The sequence below is a fragment of the Micromonospora haikouensis genome, from assembly GCF_000876225.1.
Lineage (GTDB): Bacteria > Actinomycetota > Actinomycetes > Mycobacteriales > Micromonosporaceae > Micromonospora > Micromonospora haikouensis.
Map to the genome: position 1 here is coordinate 2,153,219 of NZ_JXSX01000003.1, position 14,906 is coordinate 2,168,124.

Annotated in this window: 15 protein-coding genes; 11 read left to right on the forward strand and 4 right to left on the reverse strand. The window is 73.2% G+C overall.

The genetic code is table 11. The annotated features are described in order from the left end of the window. The first annotated feature begins 3 nt into the window (after nt 1–3). The 9 genes from TK50_RS32430 to htpG all read left to right on the forward strand — a co-directional run bounded on the left by TK50_RS32430 (nt 4) and on the right by htpG (nt 9,143). Nucleotides 4–333: an AzlD domain-containing protein gene (locus TK50_RS32430; protein WP_141722304.1), complete on the forward strand. Its 330-nt coding sequence runs from the start codon at nt 4–6 to the stop codon at nt 331–333. Further along, nucleotides 315–1,214, forward strand: a complete 900-nt coding sequence (locus TK50_RS30485; RefSeq protein WP_158499208.1) for a carbon-nitrogen hydrolase family protein — start codon at nt 315–317, stop codon at nt 1,212–1,214. The genes TK50_RS32430 and TK50_RS30485 overlap by 19 nt, the downstream gene beginning before the upstream one ends. Continuing rightward, complete coding sequence (locus TK50_RS30490; protein ID WP_043968983.1) at nt 1,211–2,392, forward strand: trans-sulfuration enzyme family protein; 1,182 nt, start codon at nt 1,211–1,213, stop codon at nt 2,390–2,392. The genes TK50_RS30485 and TK50_RS30490 overlap by 4 nt, the downstream gene beginning before the upstream one ends. Beyond that, nucleotides 2,392–3,384, forward strand: a complete 993-nt coding sequence (pip, locus tag TK50_RS30495) for a prolyl aminopeptidase (protein ID WP_043968984.1) — start codon at nt 2,392–2,394, stop codon at nt 3,382–3,384. The genes TK50_RS30490 and pip overlap by 1 nt, the downstream gene beginning before the upstream one ends. 83 nt (nt 3,385–3,467) lie before the next feature. Beyond that, complete coding sequence (locus TK50_RS30500) at nt 3,468–4,265, forward strand: hypothetical protein (protein WP_144420436.1); 798 nt, start codon at nt 3,468–3,470, stop codon at nt 4,263–4,265. Nucleotides 4,266–4,390: 125 nt separating this feature from the next. Further along, a complete protein-coding gene (locus TK50_RS30505; RefSeq protein WP_043968986.1) occupies nt 4,391–5,584 on the forward strand; it encodes a helix-turn-helix domain-containing protein in 1,194 nt (397 codons plus the stop codon). Between the two features lie 206 nt (nt 5,585–5,790). Further along, on the forward strand, nt 5,791–5,955 hold the full coding sequence (locus TK50_RS34600; RefSeq protein ID WP_199486174.1) for a hypothetical protein: 165 nt from the start codon (nt 5,791–5,793) through the stop codon (nt 5,953–5,955). Next, on the forward strand, nt 5,942–7,141 hold the full coding sequence (locus TK50_RS30510) for a helix-turn-helix domain-containing protein (protein ID WP_043968987.1): 1,200 nt from the start codon (nt 5,942–5,944) through the stop codon (nt 7,139–7,141). The genes TK50_RS34600 and TK50_RS30510 overlap by 14 nt, the downstream gene beginning before the upstream one ends. 88 nt (nt 7,142–7,229) lie before the next feature. Beyond that, nucleotides 7,230–9,143: a molecular chaperone HtpG gene (gene htpG / locus TK50_RS30515; RefSeq protein ID WP_043968988.1), complete on the forward strand. Its 1,914-nt coding sequence runs from the start codon at nt 7,230–7,232 to the stop codon at nt 9,141–9,143. 25 nt (nt 9,144–9,168) lie between these two features. Here htpG and TK50_RS30520 read toward each other — a convergent pair whose 3' ends face one another. The 4 genes from TK50_RS30520 to TK50_RS30535 all read right to left on the reverse strand — a co-directional run bounded on the left by TK50_RS30520 (nt 9,169) and on the right by TK50_RS30535 (nt 12,868). Continuing rightward, complete coding sequence (locus TK50_RS30520) at nt 9,169–9,693, reverse strand: GNAT family N-acetyltransferase (protein ID WP_043968989.1); 525 nt, start codon at nt 9,691–9,693, stop codon at nt 9,169–9,171. Between the two features lie 138 nt (nt 9,694–9,831). Next, entirely contained in the window at nt 9,832–10,632 is an 801-nt protein-coding gene (locus TK50_RS30525; RefSeq protein ID WP_043968990.1) for a polyphosphate polymerase domain-containing protein, read from the reverse strand. Further along, nucleotides 10,629–11,222, reverse strand: coding sequence for a DUF4956 domain-containing protein (locus TK50_RS30530; protein ID WP_043968991.1), 594 nt, complete (start codon nt 11,220–11,222; stop codon nt 10,629–10,631). The genes TK50_RS30525 and TK50_RS30530 overlap by 4 nt, the downstream gene beginning before the upstream one ends. 155 nt (nt 11,223–11,377) lie before the next feature. Further along, nucleotides 11,378–12,868 carry a carbohydrate-binding domain-containing protein gene (locus TK50_RS30535; RefSeq protein ID WP_082106781.1) on the reverse strand — a complete coding sequence of 497 codons (1,491 nt, stop codon included), beginning with the start codon at nt 12,866–12,868 and terminating at the stop codon, nt 11,378–11,380. A gap of 645 nt (nt 12,869–13,513) precedes the next feature. Here TK50_RS30535 and TK50_RS30540 point away from each other — a divergent pair. After that, nucleotides 13,514–13,987, forward strand: coding sequence for a TlpA family protein disulfide reductase (locus tag TK50_RS30540; RefSeq protein ID WP_229405449.1), 474 nt, complete (start codon nt 13,514–13,516; stop codon nt 13,985–13,987). 248 nt (nt 13,988–14,235) lie between these two features. Next, nucleotides 14,236–14,676, forward strand: a complete 441-nt coding sequence (locus TK50_RS30545; RefSeq protein ID WP_043968992.1) for a DUF4395 domain-containing protein — start codon at nt 14,236–14,238, stop codon at nt 14,674–14,676. Nucleotides 14,677–14,906 lie beyond the last annotated feature (230 nt).

The following is a 14,906-nucleotide window of genomic DNA, read 5'->3' on the forward strand; positions in this document are numbered from 1 at the left end:
ACGATGTCCATGCTGCTGCTCATCCTCGGCATGGGGCTGGCGACCTTCGCCCCCCGCTACGTCCCGCTGCTGGTCTTCCGCGACCGGGAGCTGCCCGCCGACGTCAAGACGTTCCTCGGCTACCTGCCGGCGGCCCTGCTCGCCGCCATCGCCGTGCCGTCCGTGCTCGCCCCGGTCGACAACCGGGTCGAGATCACCGTGGTCACGATCCCCTACCTGGTGGCCGGTTTGGTCACCCTGGTGACCGGTCTGTTCGTCGAACGGTTCATGATCGTGTGGACGGTCGGGCTGGCGGTCTTCTTCGGGCTGCGCTGGTGGTTGGGGGCGATGTGACGGGCGACGACGACCCGGTGCGGGAGCCGCTGCGGGTCGCCGCCGCGCAGATCGAGGCGGTCGGCGGCGACCTGGCCGGCAACGCGGCGGCCCACGTCGCGGCCGTCGCCGAGGCCGCCGCCCTCGGCGCCCGCGTGGTCGTCTTTCCCGAGCTGTCGCTGTGCGGGTACGACTACCCGCTGCTGGCCGCCGACGTCGCCCGCTGCGAGGTCGAGGTGGGCGACGCGGTCCTGCGGACGGTGGGTGGGGCCTGCCGGGCGCACCGGGTGACCGCCGTGGTCGGCGGCTGCGCCCGACGCGCCGACGGCTGGGCCATCGCCGCGTTCGTCGTCGGCCCCGACGGCGCGGTGGCCGCCACCTACCACAAGCGGCACCTCGACGCCGACGAGCGCGCGGTGTTCGTCGCCGGCCACACCGACACCATGGTGCAGATCGGCGGCTGGCGGCTCGGCCTCGGCGTCTGCTACGACGCGAGCTTCCCCGAGCACGCCCGGGGCCTGGCCCTGGCCGGCGCGGACGCCTACCTGGTGCCCGGCGCGTTCACCGTCGGCGACTCCGACCACCGGCGCGGCGTCTACTTCCCGGCCCGCGCCCTGGAGAACACCAGCTACGTGCTGTTCGCCAACTACGCGGGCGCGCACGGCGGCTGGCGCTTCGCCGGCCACAGCGCCGTGTACGGCCCCGACGGCCGGGCCCTGGCCGCCGCCGGCACCGCCGCCGGACTCGCCGTCGCCGACCTCGACGACGCGGTGCTGCGCCGCCAGCGCGACAGCCAGCGGATGCTGCGCGACCGGGCCGCCCCCGCGCCCGCGCCGAGCCCCGTCGTCATCCCCCCGCCCGACCCCGGGCAACGATCCGACCAGCGTGAGGAGCACCGGTGACCGGCATCGGCACGACCGCGATCCACGGCGACGACGACCTGCACCCGCCGGGCGCGGTGTCGCCCCCGATCGTGCAGAGCGCCACGTTCGGCGCCGAGAGCGACGAGCGGTTCACCGAGGTCGCCACGCAGGTGCGCCCCGACGCCTTCTACACCCGCTACGGCAACCCCAACCACGCCCAGGTGGCCGCCGTGGTCGCCGAGCTGGAGGGCGTCGAGACGGGCCTGGTCACCGCCTCCGGCATGGGCGCGGTCACCACGATCGCGCTGGCCCTGCTCAGCGCCGGGGACCACGTGATCGTGCAGCGCAGCACGTACGGCGGCACCACCTCGCTGGCCACCGGGCTGCTCACCCGGTTCGGGGTGACCTGCACCCAGGTCGACCAGACCGACGTCGACGCGTTCGCCCGCGCCCTGACCCCGCGCACCCGGCTGCTGCTCGTGGAGACCCCCAGCAACCCGCTGCTGGAGCTGACCGACCTGACCGCCGTGATCGAGCTGGCCCACGCCCACGGCGCGTACGCCGTCGTGGACAACACGTTCGCCACCCCGGTCAACCAGCGGCCGGCGGCCCTCGGCGCGGACCTGGTCTGGCACAGCGCCACGAAGTTCCTCGGCGGCCACTCCGACGTCACCGCCGGGGTGGTCGTCGGCTCCGCCGAGCTGGTCGACCGGGTCTGGCAGACCGCCATCGTCACCGGCGCGACGCTGGGCCCGATCGACTCCTGGCTGCTGCTGCGCGGCATCCGCACGCTGCCGCTGCGGATGGCCCGGCACAACGACAACGCCCTCGCCCTGGCCCGGGAGCTGGAGGCGCACCCGGCGGTCGCCCGGGTCCGCTACCCGGGGCTGCCCAGCCACCCCCAGCACGACCTGGCCACCAAGCAGATGAGCGGGTACGGCGGCGTCTTCAGCCTCGACCTGGCCGGCGGCCAGCCGGCGGCGGCCACCCTCCTCGCCGAGCTGCGGCTGGCCAAGCGGGCCGCCAGCCTCGGCAGCGTGAGCACCCTCGTGGTGCACCCGCGTTCCATGTGGGCGGGGATCGTCGACACCGCGCAGCTCGCCGCCACCGGCATCGGGGAGGGCCTCGTGCGGGTCTCCACCGGCATCGAGGACACCGCCGACCTGCTCGCCGACTTCACCCGCGCCCTCGACGCCGTGGCCGGGCAGGCCGGCTGATGGAGCACCCGCCGGCGGAGCCGTACGACCAGGGGATGCTCGACGTGGGCGACGGCCACCGCGTCTACTGGGAGGTGTCCGGCAACCCGGACGGCATGCCGGCCGTGACCGTGCACGGCGGCCCCGGCGGCAGCTCGTCGCCCGGCACGCGCCGCCTGTTCGACCCGTCCCGCTACCGCATCGTCCAGTTCGACCAGCGCGGCTGCGGGCGCAGCACCCCGCACGCCAGCGACCCGGCCGCCGACCTGCGGCACAACACCACCGACCACCTGCTGGCCGACATGGAACGGCTGCGCGAGCACCTCGGCGTCGACCGGTGGCTGCTGTTCGGCAACTCGTGGGGCTCCACCCTGGGCCTCGCGTACGCCCAGCGCCACCCGCAGCGGGTCAGCGCGATCGTCCTCGTCGGGGTCACGATGAGCCGCCGGTCGGAGATCGACTGGCTGTACCGGGGCGTCGGCCGGTTCTTCCCCGAGCAGTGGCGGCGGTTCGTCGACGCCGTGCCCGCCGCCGACCGCCCGGCGATCGCACCGGGCCGGGGGTCGGCCGCCGAGCTGCTCGCCGCGTACGCCCGGCTGTTGGAACACCCGGACGCCCAGGTCCGCCAGCGGGCGGCGATCGCCTGGCTCACCTGGGAGGACACCGTCGTCTCCCTCGAACCGAACGGCACGCCCGACGTCTACCGCGACCAGCCGCCGGACGACCAGGTCGCGTTCGTCCGGCTCTGCGCGCACTACTTCTCCCACGGCATGTGGCTCGCCGACGACGCCCTGCTGCGCGACGCCCACCGGCTCGCCGGCATCCCCGGGGTGCTCGTGCACGGGCGTTTCGACCTCGGCGCGCCGCTGGAGACGCCGTGGTCGCTGGCCCGCGCCTGGCCCGACGCGGAGCTGATCGTGGTCGACGACTCCGGGCACACCGGCAGCGAGACCCTGCGTGGGCACCTGCGCGCCGCGCTCGACCGGTTCGCCCCGGTGCCACGGGCCGGGTGAGCGGTGTCGGCCACCGCCTATGATCCACAGTGCCGTGACCCGTGGTGGCGGCTTCGTCCTTCCACCGTGAGGTGACCCCCTTCATGCATGCTCGACGTCTGGTCGCCGTCCTGGCGACCCTGACCGCCGTTCTCGCTGCCACCGGTTGTGGTCCGGGCGACTCCGAACAGGATTCGGCCTCGACGACGGAGGCGTCGTGCGGCCGATCCGATGCCTCCCCGGTCGGGCGGCAGGGCGAGAGCGAGGAACTGGCTGCCGCCGTCGGTTGGATCTCGCGGGAGCCGGTCCGGGTCACCACCGACTCGGCGGAGGCCACCGGTCAGGGGGTGATGGACGCGCGGAGACGCACCGCAACGATGTCCTACACCCTCAAGAAGAACGACCGGATGATCCTCGTGACGCTAGAAGAGGACGACGTGTACTTCGCCATGCTCAACGTGCCGGGGATCAGCTTCGGGACGATGTACTCGCTGTCCAGGACCGAGGTGCCCGCAGGCAGCTACGTGGACGTCGACCCCACCGACCTGGGCGGCGCGCGCCGGTTGGTCGACGCGGCGGTGAGTGTGCAGAGCGGAGGCGAGCAGGCGGCCACGGGCAAGCGCCGGCTCGCCGGTGCCGTCGACCTGACGGCCACCTGGTATGCGAACGAGGAACTGTGCCGGAAGTTCGGCGACAAGGTCCGGGCGGTCCCGTTCACCGCGACCGTCGACGACCAGGGCCGGCTGGTCGAGTTCGTCGTCGAGCTGCACGCCCTCGCGCCCGAACTGGGCGACGCGCGCACGAACTGGGAGGCGCTGGGAATGCCGACGAATCCCCAGCGGCCCGGTGCGAGCCAGCCGGCCGGCGACGTCCGCGCCTTGTTGGAGGCGTTCGAAAGCTGACCACACGGCCCTGCACCAACACGTTCGCCTGCGCCCTGTGTTGGACTGGCCGCGAAGCGTGACTGCACGTACCGTCCGGTGTGCAACTCAACGCCGAACGTCGTCGATCTCGTGCAGGAGGAGTCATGGCCGACTACATCGGGCTGCGCGTCGCCAGGTGGCGGGACGTCGCCGGGATGACGCAGCAGCAACTGGCCGATCGGGTCGGTGTGACCGCCTCCTACATCTCGATGATCGAGTCAGGTCGGCGGCCGGTGACGAAGCGGTCACGGCTCATCGCCCTGGCGAGTGCTCTCGGCGTCAGCGTCACCGACCTCACCGGGCAGCCGCACGCGCCGCGCAGCGAGGACGACCTCGCCATCTACACCACCGTTCCGGCGCTGCGCGGCGCTCTCGACGACGACCCCGAGGGACCGGGACGGCCGCTGGACCCAGCCGGCCTGCGGGCGTCCGTGGATCAGGCGATGGCGGCCCGGATGGCCTGCGACTACAAGGCATTGGCTCGACTGCTGCCCGATCTGGTCGCCGCCACGCGGCAGCTCGCCGACTCCGGGCACCCGGAGGGACCGCGACTGTTCGTCCGGGCGGCGGTGACCACTGTGCTCGCCATCAAGCCGTTCGGCTACATCGACTTGGCGGCGCGGTACGCCGAGCGCGCGGAGCTGGTCGCCGCGCTGGCCGGGCCGGCGGAGGTCGCAGCCGCCGCGTTCGCCGCCGCGCAGAGTGCCCTGTCGTCGGGCACCCACGGCGGCCGGCGGCGGTCGCTGGCGGTGGCGACGCGCGCGGCGGAACGGCTGGGCGACACGGGCGACGACGCGGCGTTGACCTGGTACGGGATGCTCCACCTGCACTCTGCGATGTCGGCGGCATCGTTGGGCACCGGCGACCCGGACGGGCACCTGGCGGAGGCCGAGAACGCCGCGCGTCGGGCCGGGTCCGACCCCTGGCGAATGGAGTTCACTCCGGCGAACTGCGGCATCTGGCGGGTGGGCGTGGCCGTCGAGAACGGCACCCCTGAGCGTGCGCCGGAGCGGGCTCGGCGCGTCGACCGGTCTCAGATCCGCAGTGCGAACCGTCGATGCCGCTTGCACCTGGACGCGGGGCGCGGGTGGTATGCGGCTGGCGACCAGGATCGGGCGATCCTGGCGTTCCTGGAGGCGGACAACGCGTCGCCCGCGGAACTGCGGTCACGGCCGAGCGTGCGGGAGATCGTCGGACAGATGGTCCGGGACGCCCGCAGGCGGGGCACACCCGAGCTGCGGGATCTCGCAACCCGGATCGGCGTCGACCCGCTCGACCCGGAACCCCACGCAATCTAACTTTCGGTTATCTTGCCGTCACTCCGCCTGCTCTACCGTTCGGACAGGGACGCGCTGGAGATCTTGGAAGATGGTGGCCCCTCCAGGGGCCGTTTCATTCCAAGATCTCCCACTGGCACTGCCGTTGCGCCCTGATCAACCGGGTGTGGCGGTGGCGGTCCTTCCCTGGACCCCTGCGCCGCGCCCCTGGCAACGGAGGCGGGACGATGAGCGACGACAGGCCGGTCGAGGGCCGGGGCGAGCAGATCCAACAGGCGGAGCGGGAGGTGGCCCGGCAACGGCTGCTCGCGCAGGCCGAGGCGGAGCGGATACCGGCCGAGGAGACGACCCGGGCGGTGCCGGACCGGCGGTGGCGGCGTGGACAGCGGTGATCTCCTGCCCGTCGGCCGGCGGGTCGCGTACTGGCGGGGGCGGCGGAGACTGTCGCAGCAGATGCTGGCCGACCGGCTGGGCAAGTCCAAGAGCTGGGTCGACAAGGTCGAGCGGGGCGTTCGCGCCCTCGACCGGGTCTCCACCCTGCACGACATCGCCGCCGTGCTGCGCATCGACGCGGCGGTGCTGCTCGGCCGCGACGCCCGGCCCGCCGAGGCGACCGAACGCACCGAGGGCGTCGAGCGGATCCGGGCGGCCCTGTCGGCGTACGAGATCACGCTCGGCCGCGCCACCCAGCGGCCCGCCGTGCTCGCCGACCGGCTGACGCGGCAGGTGGGGCACGGGTGGGTCACCTACCAGCATGCCCGGTACCCGCAGCTCGTCGACCTGCTCCCGCCGCTGCTGGCCGACGCGCAGCGCACCCACGCCCGCGATCCCGCGACGGGGCGCGGGCCGCTGGTCGAGGCGTACCGGATCACCGCCGCGCTGCTGGTCAAGGTCGGCGAGGCCGACCTGGCCTGGCTGGCCGCCGACCGGGCGGTGGCCGTCGCGACCGGCGACCGGGCGCTGGTGGCCGCCGCCGTGGTGCAACTCGGCCAGGCGCTGCGCGCGTCCGGCCGGGCGCGGGCGGCGAGGTCGGCGGCGCTGGCCGCCGCGTACCGGATCGCCCCGGCCGACCCCGACGACGGTACGCCGCAGGAGCTGTCGCTGTGCGGGGCGCTGCTGGTCCAGGCGGCCCTGGCCGCCGCCCGCCACGGTGACGAGGCTTCCGCCACCGAACTGCTCGGCGAGGCCGCCGCGATGGCGGACCGGGTGGGGGAGGGGCACGACCACCACCGGACGGGATTCGGGCCGACGACGGTCGGCTCGGCGCGGGTCGCGGTGGCCGTGGAGCTGGGCGCGGCCCGCGCGGCCGTGACCTGGCACGAGCGGACGACCCGGCGGGACGCCTGGCGGTGGCTGCCCGCCGAGCACCGGGCGGCGCACCTGCTCGACGCCGCCCGCGCGTACCTCCAGGCCGACGACCCGGCCAGTGCCGGCCGGGCCCTGGTCGACGCCGAACGCACGGCACCGGCCGAGGTGCGCCACCGCCCGGCCGCCCGGTCGGTGCTGGCCCAGGTGGTACGCGACCCGCACGCCCCGGCCACGATCGTGCAGCTCGCGCTCGCCCTCGGCGTCACGTGAGCGGGCGGGTGTCGCGACGGGCAGCGACGGCTCGTATCCTGTGCGCGAAGGCACCACAAGGCGTGTGAAGTCACTGAAGGGGGTCGGTGTGAGCAACCGGATCGAGACGCTGGAGTTCCAGGCGGAGGCGCGCCAACTGCTCCAGCTGATGGTCCATTCGATCTACTCGAACAAGGACGTCTTCCTGCGGGAGCTGATCTCCAACGCCTCCGACGCGTTGGACAAGCTCCGCCTGGAGTCCCTGGTCGACAAGGATCTCGCAGCCGACGTCTCCGACCTGCACATCGAGATCGAGGTCGACCGCGACGCGCGCACCCTCACCGTCCGGGACAACGGCATCGGCATGTCCCGCGAGGACGTCGTCCGCCTGATCGGCACGATCGCCAAGTCGGGCACCGCCGAGCTGCTGGCGAAGCTGCGCGAGTCGAAGGACTCGGCGGCGTCGGCGGACCTGATCGGGCAGTTCGGCGTCGGGTTCTACGCCACGTTCATGGTCGCCGACCGGGTCACCCTGCTCACCCGCCGCGCCGGGGAGAGCGAGGGCACCCGCTGGGAGTCGACCGGCGAGGGCACCTACAGCGTGGAGACCGTCGACGACGCGCCGCAGGGCACCGCCGTCACCGTGCACCTCAAGCCCGAGGACAGCGACGACCACCTCTACGACTACACCGCCGAGTGGAAGATCCGCGAGATCGTCAAGCGATACTCCGACTTCATCGCCTGGCCGATCCGGATGACGGTCGAGCGCAAGGGCGAGGGCGACGAGACCACCCGCGAGGCGCAGACCCTCAACTCGATGAAGGCGCTGTGGGCCCGGCCGCGCAGCGAGGTCGACGAGGCCGAGTACAAGGAGTTCTACAAGCACGTCAGCCACGACTGGGCCGACCCGCTGGAGACCATCCACATGCGGGGCGAGGGCACCTTCGAGTACGAGGCGCTGCTGTTCCTGCCGTCGCACGCGCCCGTGGACCTGTTCGCCCCGCAGGCCCGCCGGGGCGTGCAGCTCTACGTCAAGCGCGTGTTCATCATGGACGACTGCGAAGCGCTGATGCCCAACTACCTGCGCTTCGTCAAGGGCGTCGTCGACGCGCACGACCTGTCGCTCAACATCTCCCGGGAGATCCTCCAGCAGGACCGCCAGATCCAGGCGGTGCGCCGGCGGCTGGTGAAGAAGATCCTCGCCACCGTCAAGGAGCTGAAGGCCAACGAGGCCGAGAAGTACCGCACCTTCTGGTCGGAGTTCGGCCCGGCGCTGAAGGAGGGCCTGCTCGACGACCCGGACAACACCGACGCGATCCTCGACGTCGTCTCGGTCGCCTCCACCCACGACCCGGCCGAGCTGACCGGCCTGCGCGACTACGTGGAGCGGATGAAGGACGGCCAGTCCGACATCTACTACATGACCGGCGAGTCCCGGTCGATGATCGAGAACTCGCCGCACATGGAGGCGTTCCGCGCCAAGGGCTACGAGGTGCTGATCCTCACCGACCCGGTCGACGAGGTCTGGGTCGAGCGGGTCGGCCAGTTCGACGGCAAGCCGCTGCGCTCCATCGCCAAGGGCCAGGTCGACCTGGACACCGAGGAGGAGAAGAAGGAGGCCGAGTCCGCCCGCGAGCAGCAGCGCCAGGAGTACGCCGACCTGCTGACCTGGATGTCGGAGAAGCTCGCCGACAGCGTCAAGGAGGTCCGGCTCTCCACCCGCCTGACCACCTCCCCGGCGTGCGTCGTCGGCGACGCCCACGACATCACCCCGACGCTGGAGAAGATGTACCGGGCGATGGGGCACGAGGTGCCGCAGGTCAAGCGGATCCTGGAGCTCAACCCGGGGCACCCGCTGGTGGAGGGGCTGCGCAAGGCCCACGAGCAGGACGCCACCGCCGACGGGCTCGCCGACACGGCCGAGCTGCTGTACGGCATGGCGCTGCTGGCCGAGGGCGGGGAACTGGCCGACCCGTCCCGGTTCACCCGCGTCCTCGCCGACCGGCTGGCCCGTACCCTCTGACGGCGCGAGGCCCCGTGCGGCGGTGCTACAGCGTCACCCAGTACCGCCGCACGGGGCCCAGCTCGGTGTCCCGCACGTCGTCGAGGACGCCGCCGTGGCGTTCGATGGTCCTCGCCGAGGCCACGTTGTCCGGCTGGCACGTGATCAGCACCCGGTCCAGGCCGAGCGTCCGTGCCTCGTCGAGCATCCGGCCCAACGCCCACGTTGCCAGGCCGCGACGGCGCGCCGACGGCCGGATGCCGTAGCCGATCTGGCCGGCGACACGCAGCAGGAAGCCGGTGAGCTCGTGCCGCAGCGCGATCCCACCGAGCACCCGGTCGTCCTCGACGATCCACCGGTACGTGCACCGCACCCGTTCGGCGGCCGGCGGCTTGTCGGGGGCCGGGGCCTCGACCAACCGGGCCACCCAGGCCGCGAACCCGGCGGGGGAGTCCACGTCGTCGTTCGGCCGCAGCCCGAAGCCGTCCTCGTGGAGGCCGGGGCCCCACTCGCGATGGGCGTCGAGCCAGGCGTCGTGCAGGCGGACGGTGGGCGCGATCAGCTCGGCCATGGGGCGACGATAGCCCCCGGCGTCGGCACGTGCGGTGCGGGCCGAGCGGTGCTGTCGGCGACGCTGCGGCTGCCCTGGGAGCCCGACGAGTGACCCGTCCGGCGGCACGGCAGCCGCGCCGCCGGACGTCGCGGGGGCTCAGACCGACGGCGGTGCCTCCGTGCCCGCGTCCGGCGCGAAGTGTCGCCGCAGGGTGCGTCGCCAGCGGGCGCAGGGCAGCTCGGGGCGCAGGGCGGCCAGTCCGGTCGCGTACTTGGAGACGGCCACCGGGCGGTGGCCGTGGCTCCACAGCAGGCGGTCGACGTGCGAGGCGGTCGACCCGGTCTTCGTTTCGACGATGGCCAGCCCGGGCAGCTCCAGCCGCGCGCCGTGGCCGCCTTCCCAGCACAGGCCGAGGTCGATGGTCGCCCGGCTCGCGGTCGTCGGCAGGAACAGTGTGCTGCGCAGGTATCTGGTGGTGAGCGTCGAGGCGAACGCCAGGCCGGTCCCGCCGCCGGTGCCGAGCGTCGCGAGGATGCTGTCGACGAACGTCCGACCGGGCGACAGGGTGCCGCTGTCGCCGGGGTGGTAGGGCAGCCGGTGCTTGACCGTGCCGCCGCGCGTGCCCTCGGTCTTCACCTCCAGCCAGCACAGGTCCGAGTCGACGTACGTCCGGGTTCTGATCTTGAAACGGCGGCGGCGTCGGTGGGCGGTGAGCCGGTAGCTGACGAGGTCGGGGGTGTCGAAGTACACCGACTCGTACCGGAACGACCGCCGGCCGTCGATCTCCAGCACCTGCGTGCCGGGGTCGAGCCCGGCGAGCAGGCCCGGCACCTCGGCGGCCGGGAGCAGGTACTTGCGGTCGAACCGGGTCTGCAGGGCGGCGCGTCCGGTCAGCTCCGTGAGGTCGATCGGCGCGAGGTCGGCCAGCGCCGTGGTGGGCGTGGCGAGGGGGATCATCGCGTCGCGCCCGTCTCGACGGGTCGCCGGGCGGCGCCCGTGGTGGCCTTCGGCCGGGAGTAGCGGACGTCGACGACGGTGGTGTCGTTGACCAGGTCGATCCGTTCCACGTTGGCGGCGTGCACCCGCGCGCCGAGCTGTTGTTCGAGGTGGGCGGTGAGGGCGACCGGGTCGGTCAGCACGGTGTCGAGCACCATGACGTGTCGCCGGTAGCGGCGCAGCAGCCGGGGGTGGTCGCCGACGTACATCACCGCGAGGATCAGCGCCGTCAGGCCGGCGACCGTCCAGATCGAGGTGCCGGAGAGCGGGCCGAGGATGCCGAGCGCGAGGGCGGAGAAATAGTACGCCACCTCGTGCTGGTCGAGTTCGGTCGAGCGGAGCCGGATGATCGAGAGTACGCCGAACAGGCCCAGCCCGAGGCCGGCCCCGACGGTGCCGCTGCTGAGCGAGCTGGCCACGGCGAAGACGCCGACGTTGACGCCGAGGTAGGCGACCACCAGGTCCCGCCGCCGATGACGGGGGAAGTACAGGGCGAAGACGAGCAGGCCCACGGCGACCAGGTTCATCCCGGTCAGGACCAACCGTGACATTGATGCTCCTCTGAGGTTTACCCGGCGTCGCGGGGTACGGGGTCGACGCGCGGGCTGCGGATCGGTGCGGGGCGAGGTGGGGAGGGCTGCCGGCGAGGGGGCGGGCCAGGGCCGCCCGGCCAGGACCGCGCGGTCCTGGCCGGGCGCACCGGAGATCAGGAGCGGATCATGCCGCCGCTGTACTGGCCGGCGGTCACCCCGGTCAACACCCGGGTCGCGCCCGAGATGCTGCCGCTGGTGTACAGGCCGCCGACGTTCGTGCCGCTGACGCTGCCGCCGGTGTAGACGTCGTACCGCTGGCCGTTGGCGATGCGGTTCGACGAGATGACGACCTCCCGGAAGCTCTTCGACGCCCGGAACGAGGCCAGCACGGTGCTGCCGGAGACGACGTGCACGATCGTGTTGGCGGCGTAGGTGGTGCTGAACCGGGGGGCGACCCAGCCCTGGCCGGTGTTCGGCACCGCCTTGAACACGGCCATCGAGGTCAGGCCGGCGCCCACCACCGTGCCGCCGGTGAAGGTGAGCGTCGCGTCGGTGTCGAGCGCGCCCTCGCCGCCGCCCCGGGTGCTGGAGCCGTTGGCGACCACCGTGCCGCCGGCGAAGGTGAGTTCGCCGTTGGAGTCGAATCCGTCGGTGCCGCCGGTGGCCACGACCGTGCCCCCGGTGACCCGGATGAACGCGTTCGGGGAGGGCTCCATGTGGCCGAGGCCCTCCTCGGCGGCGTTGACGGCGTCGTCGCTGGCCACGACGGTGGAGTTACCGCCGCTGATCGTCAGCTTCAGCGCCTCCAGCGCCTCGTACGACCGGGTCACGTTGATGGTGCCGCCGGAGATGTTCAGCGCGTTCTCGCCCTTGATGCCGTCGTCGGCGACGGAGACCGAGATCGTGCCGTTGGTGATGTTGACGACGCCCTTCCCGGCCTCCGTGTCGTTGGACTTGAGCCCGTCGCCGGCGGTCGAGGTGACGGTGATGGCGCCGCCGTTGACGGTGAGCGAGTCCTTGCCCCGGATGGCGTCGTCCACCGCGTTCACGGTGATCGTGCCGGACTGGATGACCAGGTCGTCCTTGCTGACGATGCCGTCCTGGTAGCGGGCCTGCACGGTCAGCGCCCCGGTGCCGCCGATGGTCAGGTCGGCGGCGCTGAACAGCGCGGCGTCCGGCTCGCCGGTGTTGGTGTAGGCGGTCGCGTCGGTGAGCCTGTTGGTGGTCCCGGCGGCCAACGTGACGGTGACGGCGTCGGCGTTGGTCACGTACAGCGGCGAGGACGTCGAGTTCGTGATCGAGGCGCCGCTGAGAATGAGCTCGACCGTTCCGGCGGCGGCGGTGTCCACCTTGACGTAGCCGTTGTTCAGCGTGCCGCTGATCTGGTACGAGCCGGGTGCCGTGATGGTGATGGCGCTGCCGGAGACGGTGACGTTGCTGCCCGATACGCTCGCGCTGGATCCGTTGAGGGTGATCGTGGCGGTCGGGGCGGCGATGGCGGCACCGGCGAGCGGGCCGGCCAGCAGGGTGGCCGTGAGCCCGGCGAGGACGGCGGTTCTGCGGGTGGTCGAGGTCATGGTGATCCCGTTCTTCGAGGGCAGGTGGATGCGGTCCTGAACGCCGGCTGTTCGGTAGGTGAACGGCCGGTGAATGTGCCATGGCATCGAGAATCATAAATAGGTGTTCGGTGGGGCAATAGGTCTCGCGGCGGAAAAGCGGGCCGTCGCCCCGAATGACAGGTGGCTGACAGCAAACGCTGACGGAATTCTGAGCTGCGGGCGCTTGACGCCACCCGGAACTCGCCTTCGGCGGCACCGTCGCCCCGGACGGCGTGCGAATCTTGGACAGTCCCGTCCGGGACGGACAGGAACTGTCCAAGAATCAGAGGACGGCCGGCGGTGGTCCGGCGCCCGGCGAGGGCGATGCGCCATCCGGCCGGCTCTGGTCGGGCGGGATCGGCTCTGGCCGGATGGGTTGGCTCTGGCCGGGTGGGGCCGGCATCCGCCCACCCCTTTGCTCTGCACCCAAGGACGCAACGCTTCACGCAGCGCAGCCGCGCGTCGACCCCCGCCACCCCTCGCTTCTCGCGTACGCACAGCTCAGGCTGCCTGCTGCGCGGATGGGTGCAGAGCAAAGGGGATGCGAGGCGTCAGGCGGGGTCGGGTGGATGTCACACAGAGTGATCATGGCTGCCCCTGCTGAGCCCGCCGTGGCCGACGCGGCGGCGGAACGGGCCGGGCGGCGGTGCCGGCGTTCCGCCATCCGGACCGCCGATGGGCGCTGACCTGGGCCTGTGGCACTCTGGACCGGTGCGGGACCAGACTCTGACCGGCGTGCTGCTGGTCGTCGGCGTGCTCGGCCTCGCCACCTGCTTCGGCTGGTGGCGACGCCGCCGCGACGGCCGCCTCCGGTCGGTCGCCCCCGCCCCCGGGGCCGGCACCGGCCCCGGCGCGCCACAGGACGCGCACCGGGCCCTGCTCGCGCGGCTGGGCGCGCGCCCCGGCGCGGTGACGATGGTCCAGTTCTCCTCGGCCGTGTGCGCCCCGTGCCGCGCGACCCGCCGGGTCCTCGAGCAGGTCGAGGCGGCCGTCCCGGGCGTCGTGCTGGTCGAGGTCGACGCCGAGCAGCACCTCGACGCCGTCCGTGAGCTGGACGTCTGGCGGACGCCGACGGTGCTGGTGGTCGACCCGGCCGGGCACGTGGTGCTCCGGGCGTCCGGGGTGCCCGTCCGGGACGACCTGGTGGCGGCCGTCGCGCCGCTGCTGGCCGGGGCCGACCGGTGACGATCACGCGGTCTTCCGCGCGCCGGTCGTCCGGGCCGCCGTCGGGGTCCGCGCTGCCGTCGGGGTTCGTACCGCCGTCAGGGTCCGTGCCGCCGTCGGGGGCCGGTTCCGCGCGCGGGGCGCGACTGACCCGACGGCGGGCGGTGGACCACGGGCGGCTCGCGGCGAGCCTCTGTCCGGCGTGCCACGCCGCCTGACAGTCGCCCGCGCGCCACGGCGCGCCCCCTCGCCGAACGGACCCTTACGCCATGCTGCTCGACCCTCGCGGCCCCCGGTTCGCCGCCGCCGTCACCACCGTCGTCCTCGCCGCCGCGCTGATCGCCGGCTCACTCGCCCTGGTGCTCACCCAGGCGGTGGTCTTCGCCGTCACGGCGGCGAGCCCGCGCCTCGGCCCGTACACCCTGGCCTACCGGGCGCTGGTCGCGCCCCGGCTCGACCCGCCCGCCGAGCGGGAGCCGGCCGCCCCGGTGCGGTTCGCCCAGCTCGTCGGGTTGGCGTTCATGCTGCTGGCGGCCGTCGGGCACCTCGCCGGCCTGCCGGCGCTCGCCCTGACCGCCACGGCGGCGGCCCTGGCCGCGGCCTTCCTCAACGCGGCGTTCGACTTCTGCCTCGGCTGCGAGGCGTACCTCGCGCTGCGTCGGCTCACCGGGCGGCCCGTGCCCGCCCGGGTGCCGACCGGCCCGGCCTGATCGACTGCCCGCGCGGGGTCCGCTCCGGAGCCGGCGCGCGGCGGCCCGTGGCCGGGCGACCCGGCCGGCTCGGGGGCGTCCTGGCCGGCGTCGACGCGGCGGTGCCGAAATCCCTACTTTTCAAGTAGGGTTTGCGGGTGGTGGGGGTGGTCGGTTAGCGTCGGAGGCACCGGACGCCGCATCGATGTGCGTCCCGGCCGATCCGGGGCGGCCCACCCCGGGCTGCACCG

Excerpts from the sequence above, each read along its gene's own strand:
- TK50_RS32430 (WP_141722304.1), top strand. The coding sequence starts at position 4 with ATGTCCATGCTGCTGCTCATCCTCGGCATGGGGCTGGCGACCTTCGCC.
- pip (WP_043968984.1), top strand. The coding sequence starts at position 2,392 with ATGGAGCACCCGCCGGCGGAGCCGTACGACCAGGGGATGCTCGACGTG.
- TK50_RS30500 (WP_144420436.1), top strand. The coding sequence starts at position 3,468 with ATGCATGCTCGACGTCTGGTCGCCGTCCTGGCGACCCTGACCGCCGTT.
- TK50_RS30505 (WP_043968986.1), top strand. The coding sequence starts at position 4,391 with ATGGCCGACTACATCGGGCTGCGCGTCGCCAGGTGGCGGGACGTCGCC.
- TK50_RS34600 (WP_199486174.1), top strand. The coding sequence starts at position 5,791 with ATGAGCGACGACAGGCCGGTCGAGGGCCGGGGCGAGCAGATCCAACAG.
- TK50_RS30520 (WP_043968989.1), bottom strand. The coding sequence starts at position 9,693 with ATGGCCGAGCTGATCGCGCCCACCGTCCGCCTGCACGACGCCTGGCTC.
- TK50_RS30525 (WP_043968990.1), bottom strand. The coding sequence starts at position 10,632 with ATGATCCCCCTCGCCACGCCCACCACGGCGCTGGCCGACCTCGCGCCG.
- TK50_RS30530 (WP_043968991.1), bottom strand. The coding sequence starts at position 11,222 with ATGTCACGGTTGGTCCTGACCGGGATGAACCTGGTCGCCGTGGGCCTG.
- TK50_RS30535 (WP_082106781.1), bottom strand. The coding sequence starts at position 12,868 with ATGCCATGGCACATTCACCGGCCGTTCACCTACCGAACAGCCGGCGTT.
- TK50_RS30545 (WP_043968992.1), top strand. The coding sequence starts at position 14,236 with ATGCTGCTCGACCCTCGCGGCCCCCGGTTCGCCGCCGCCGTCACCACC.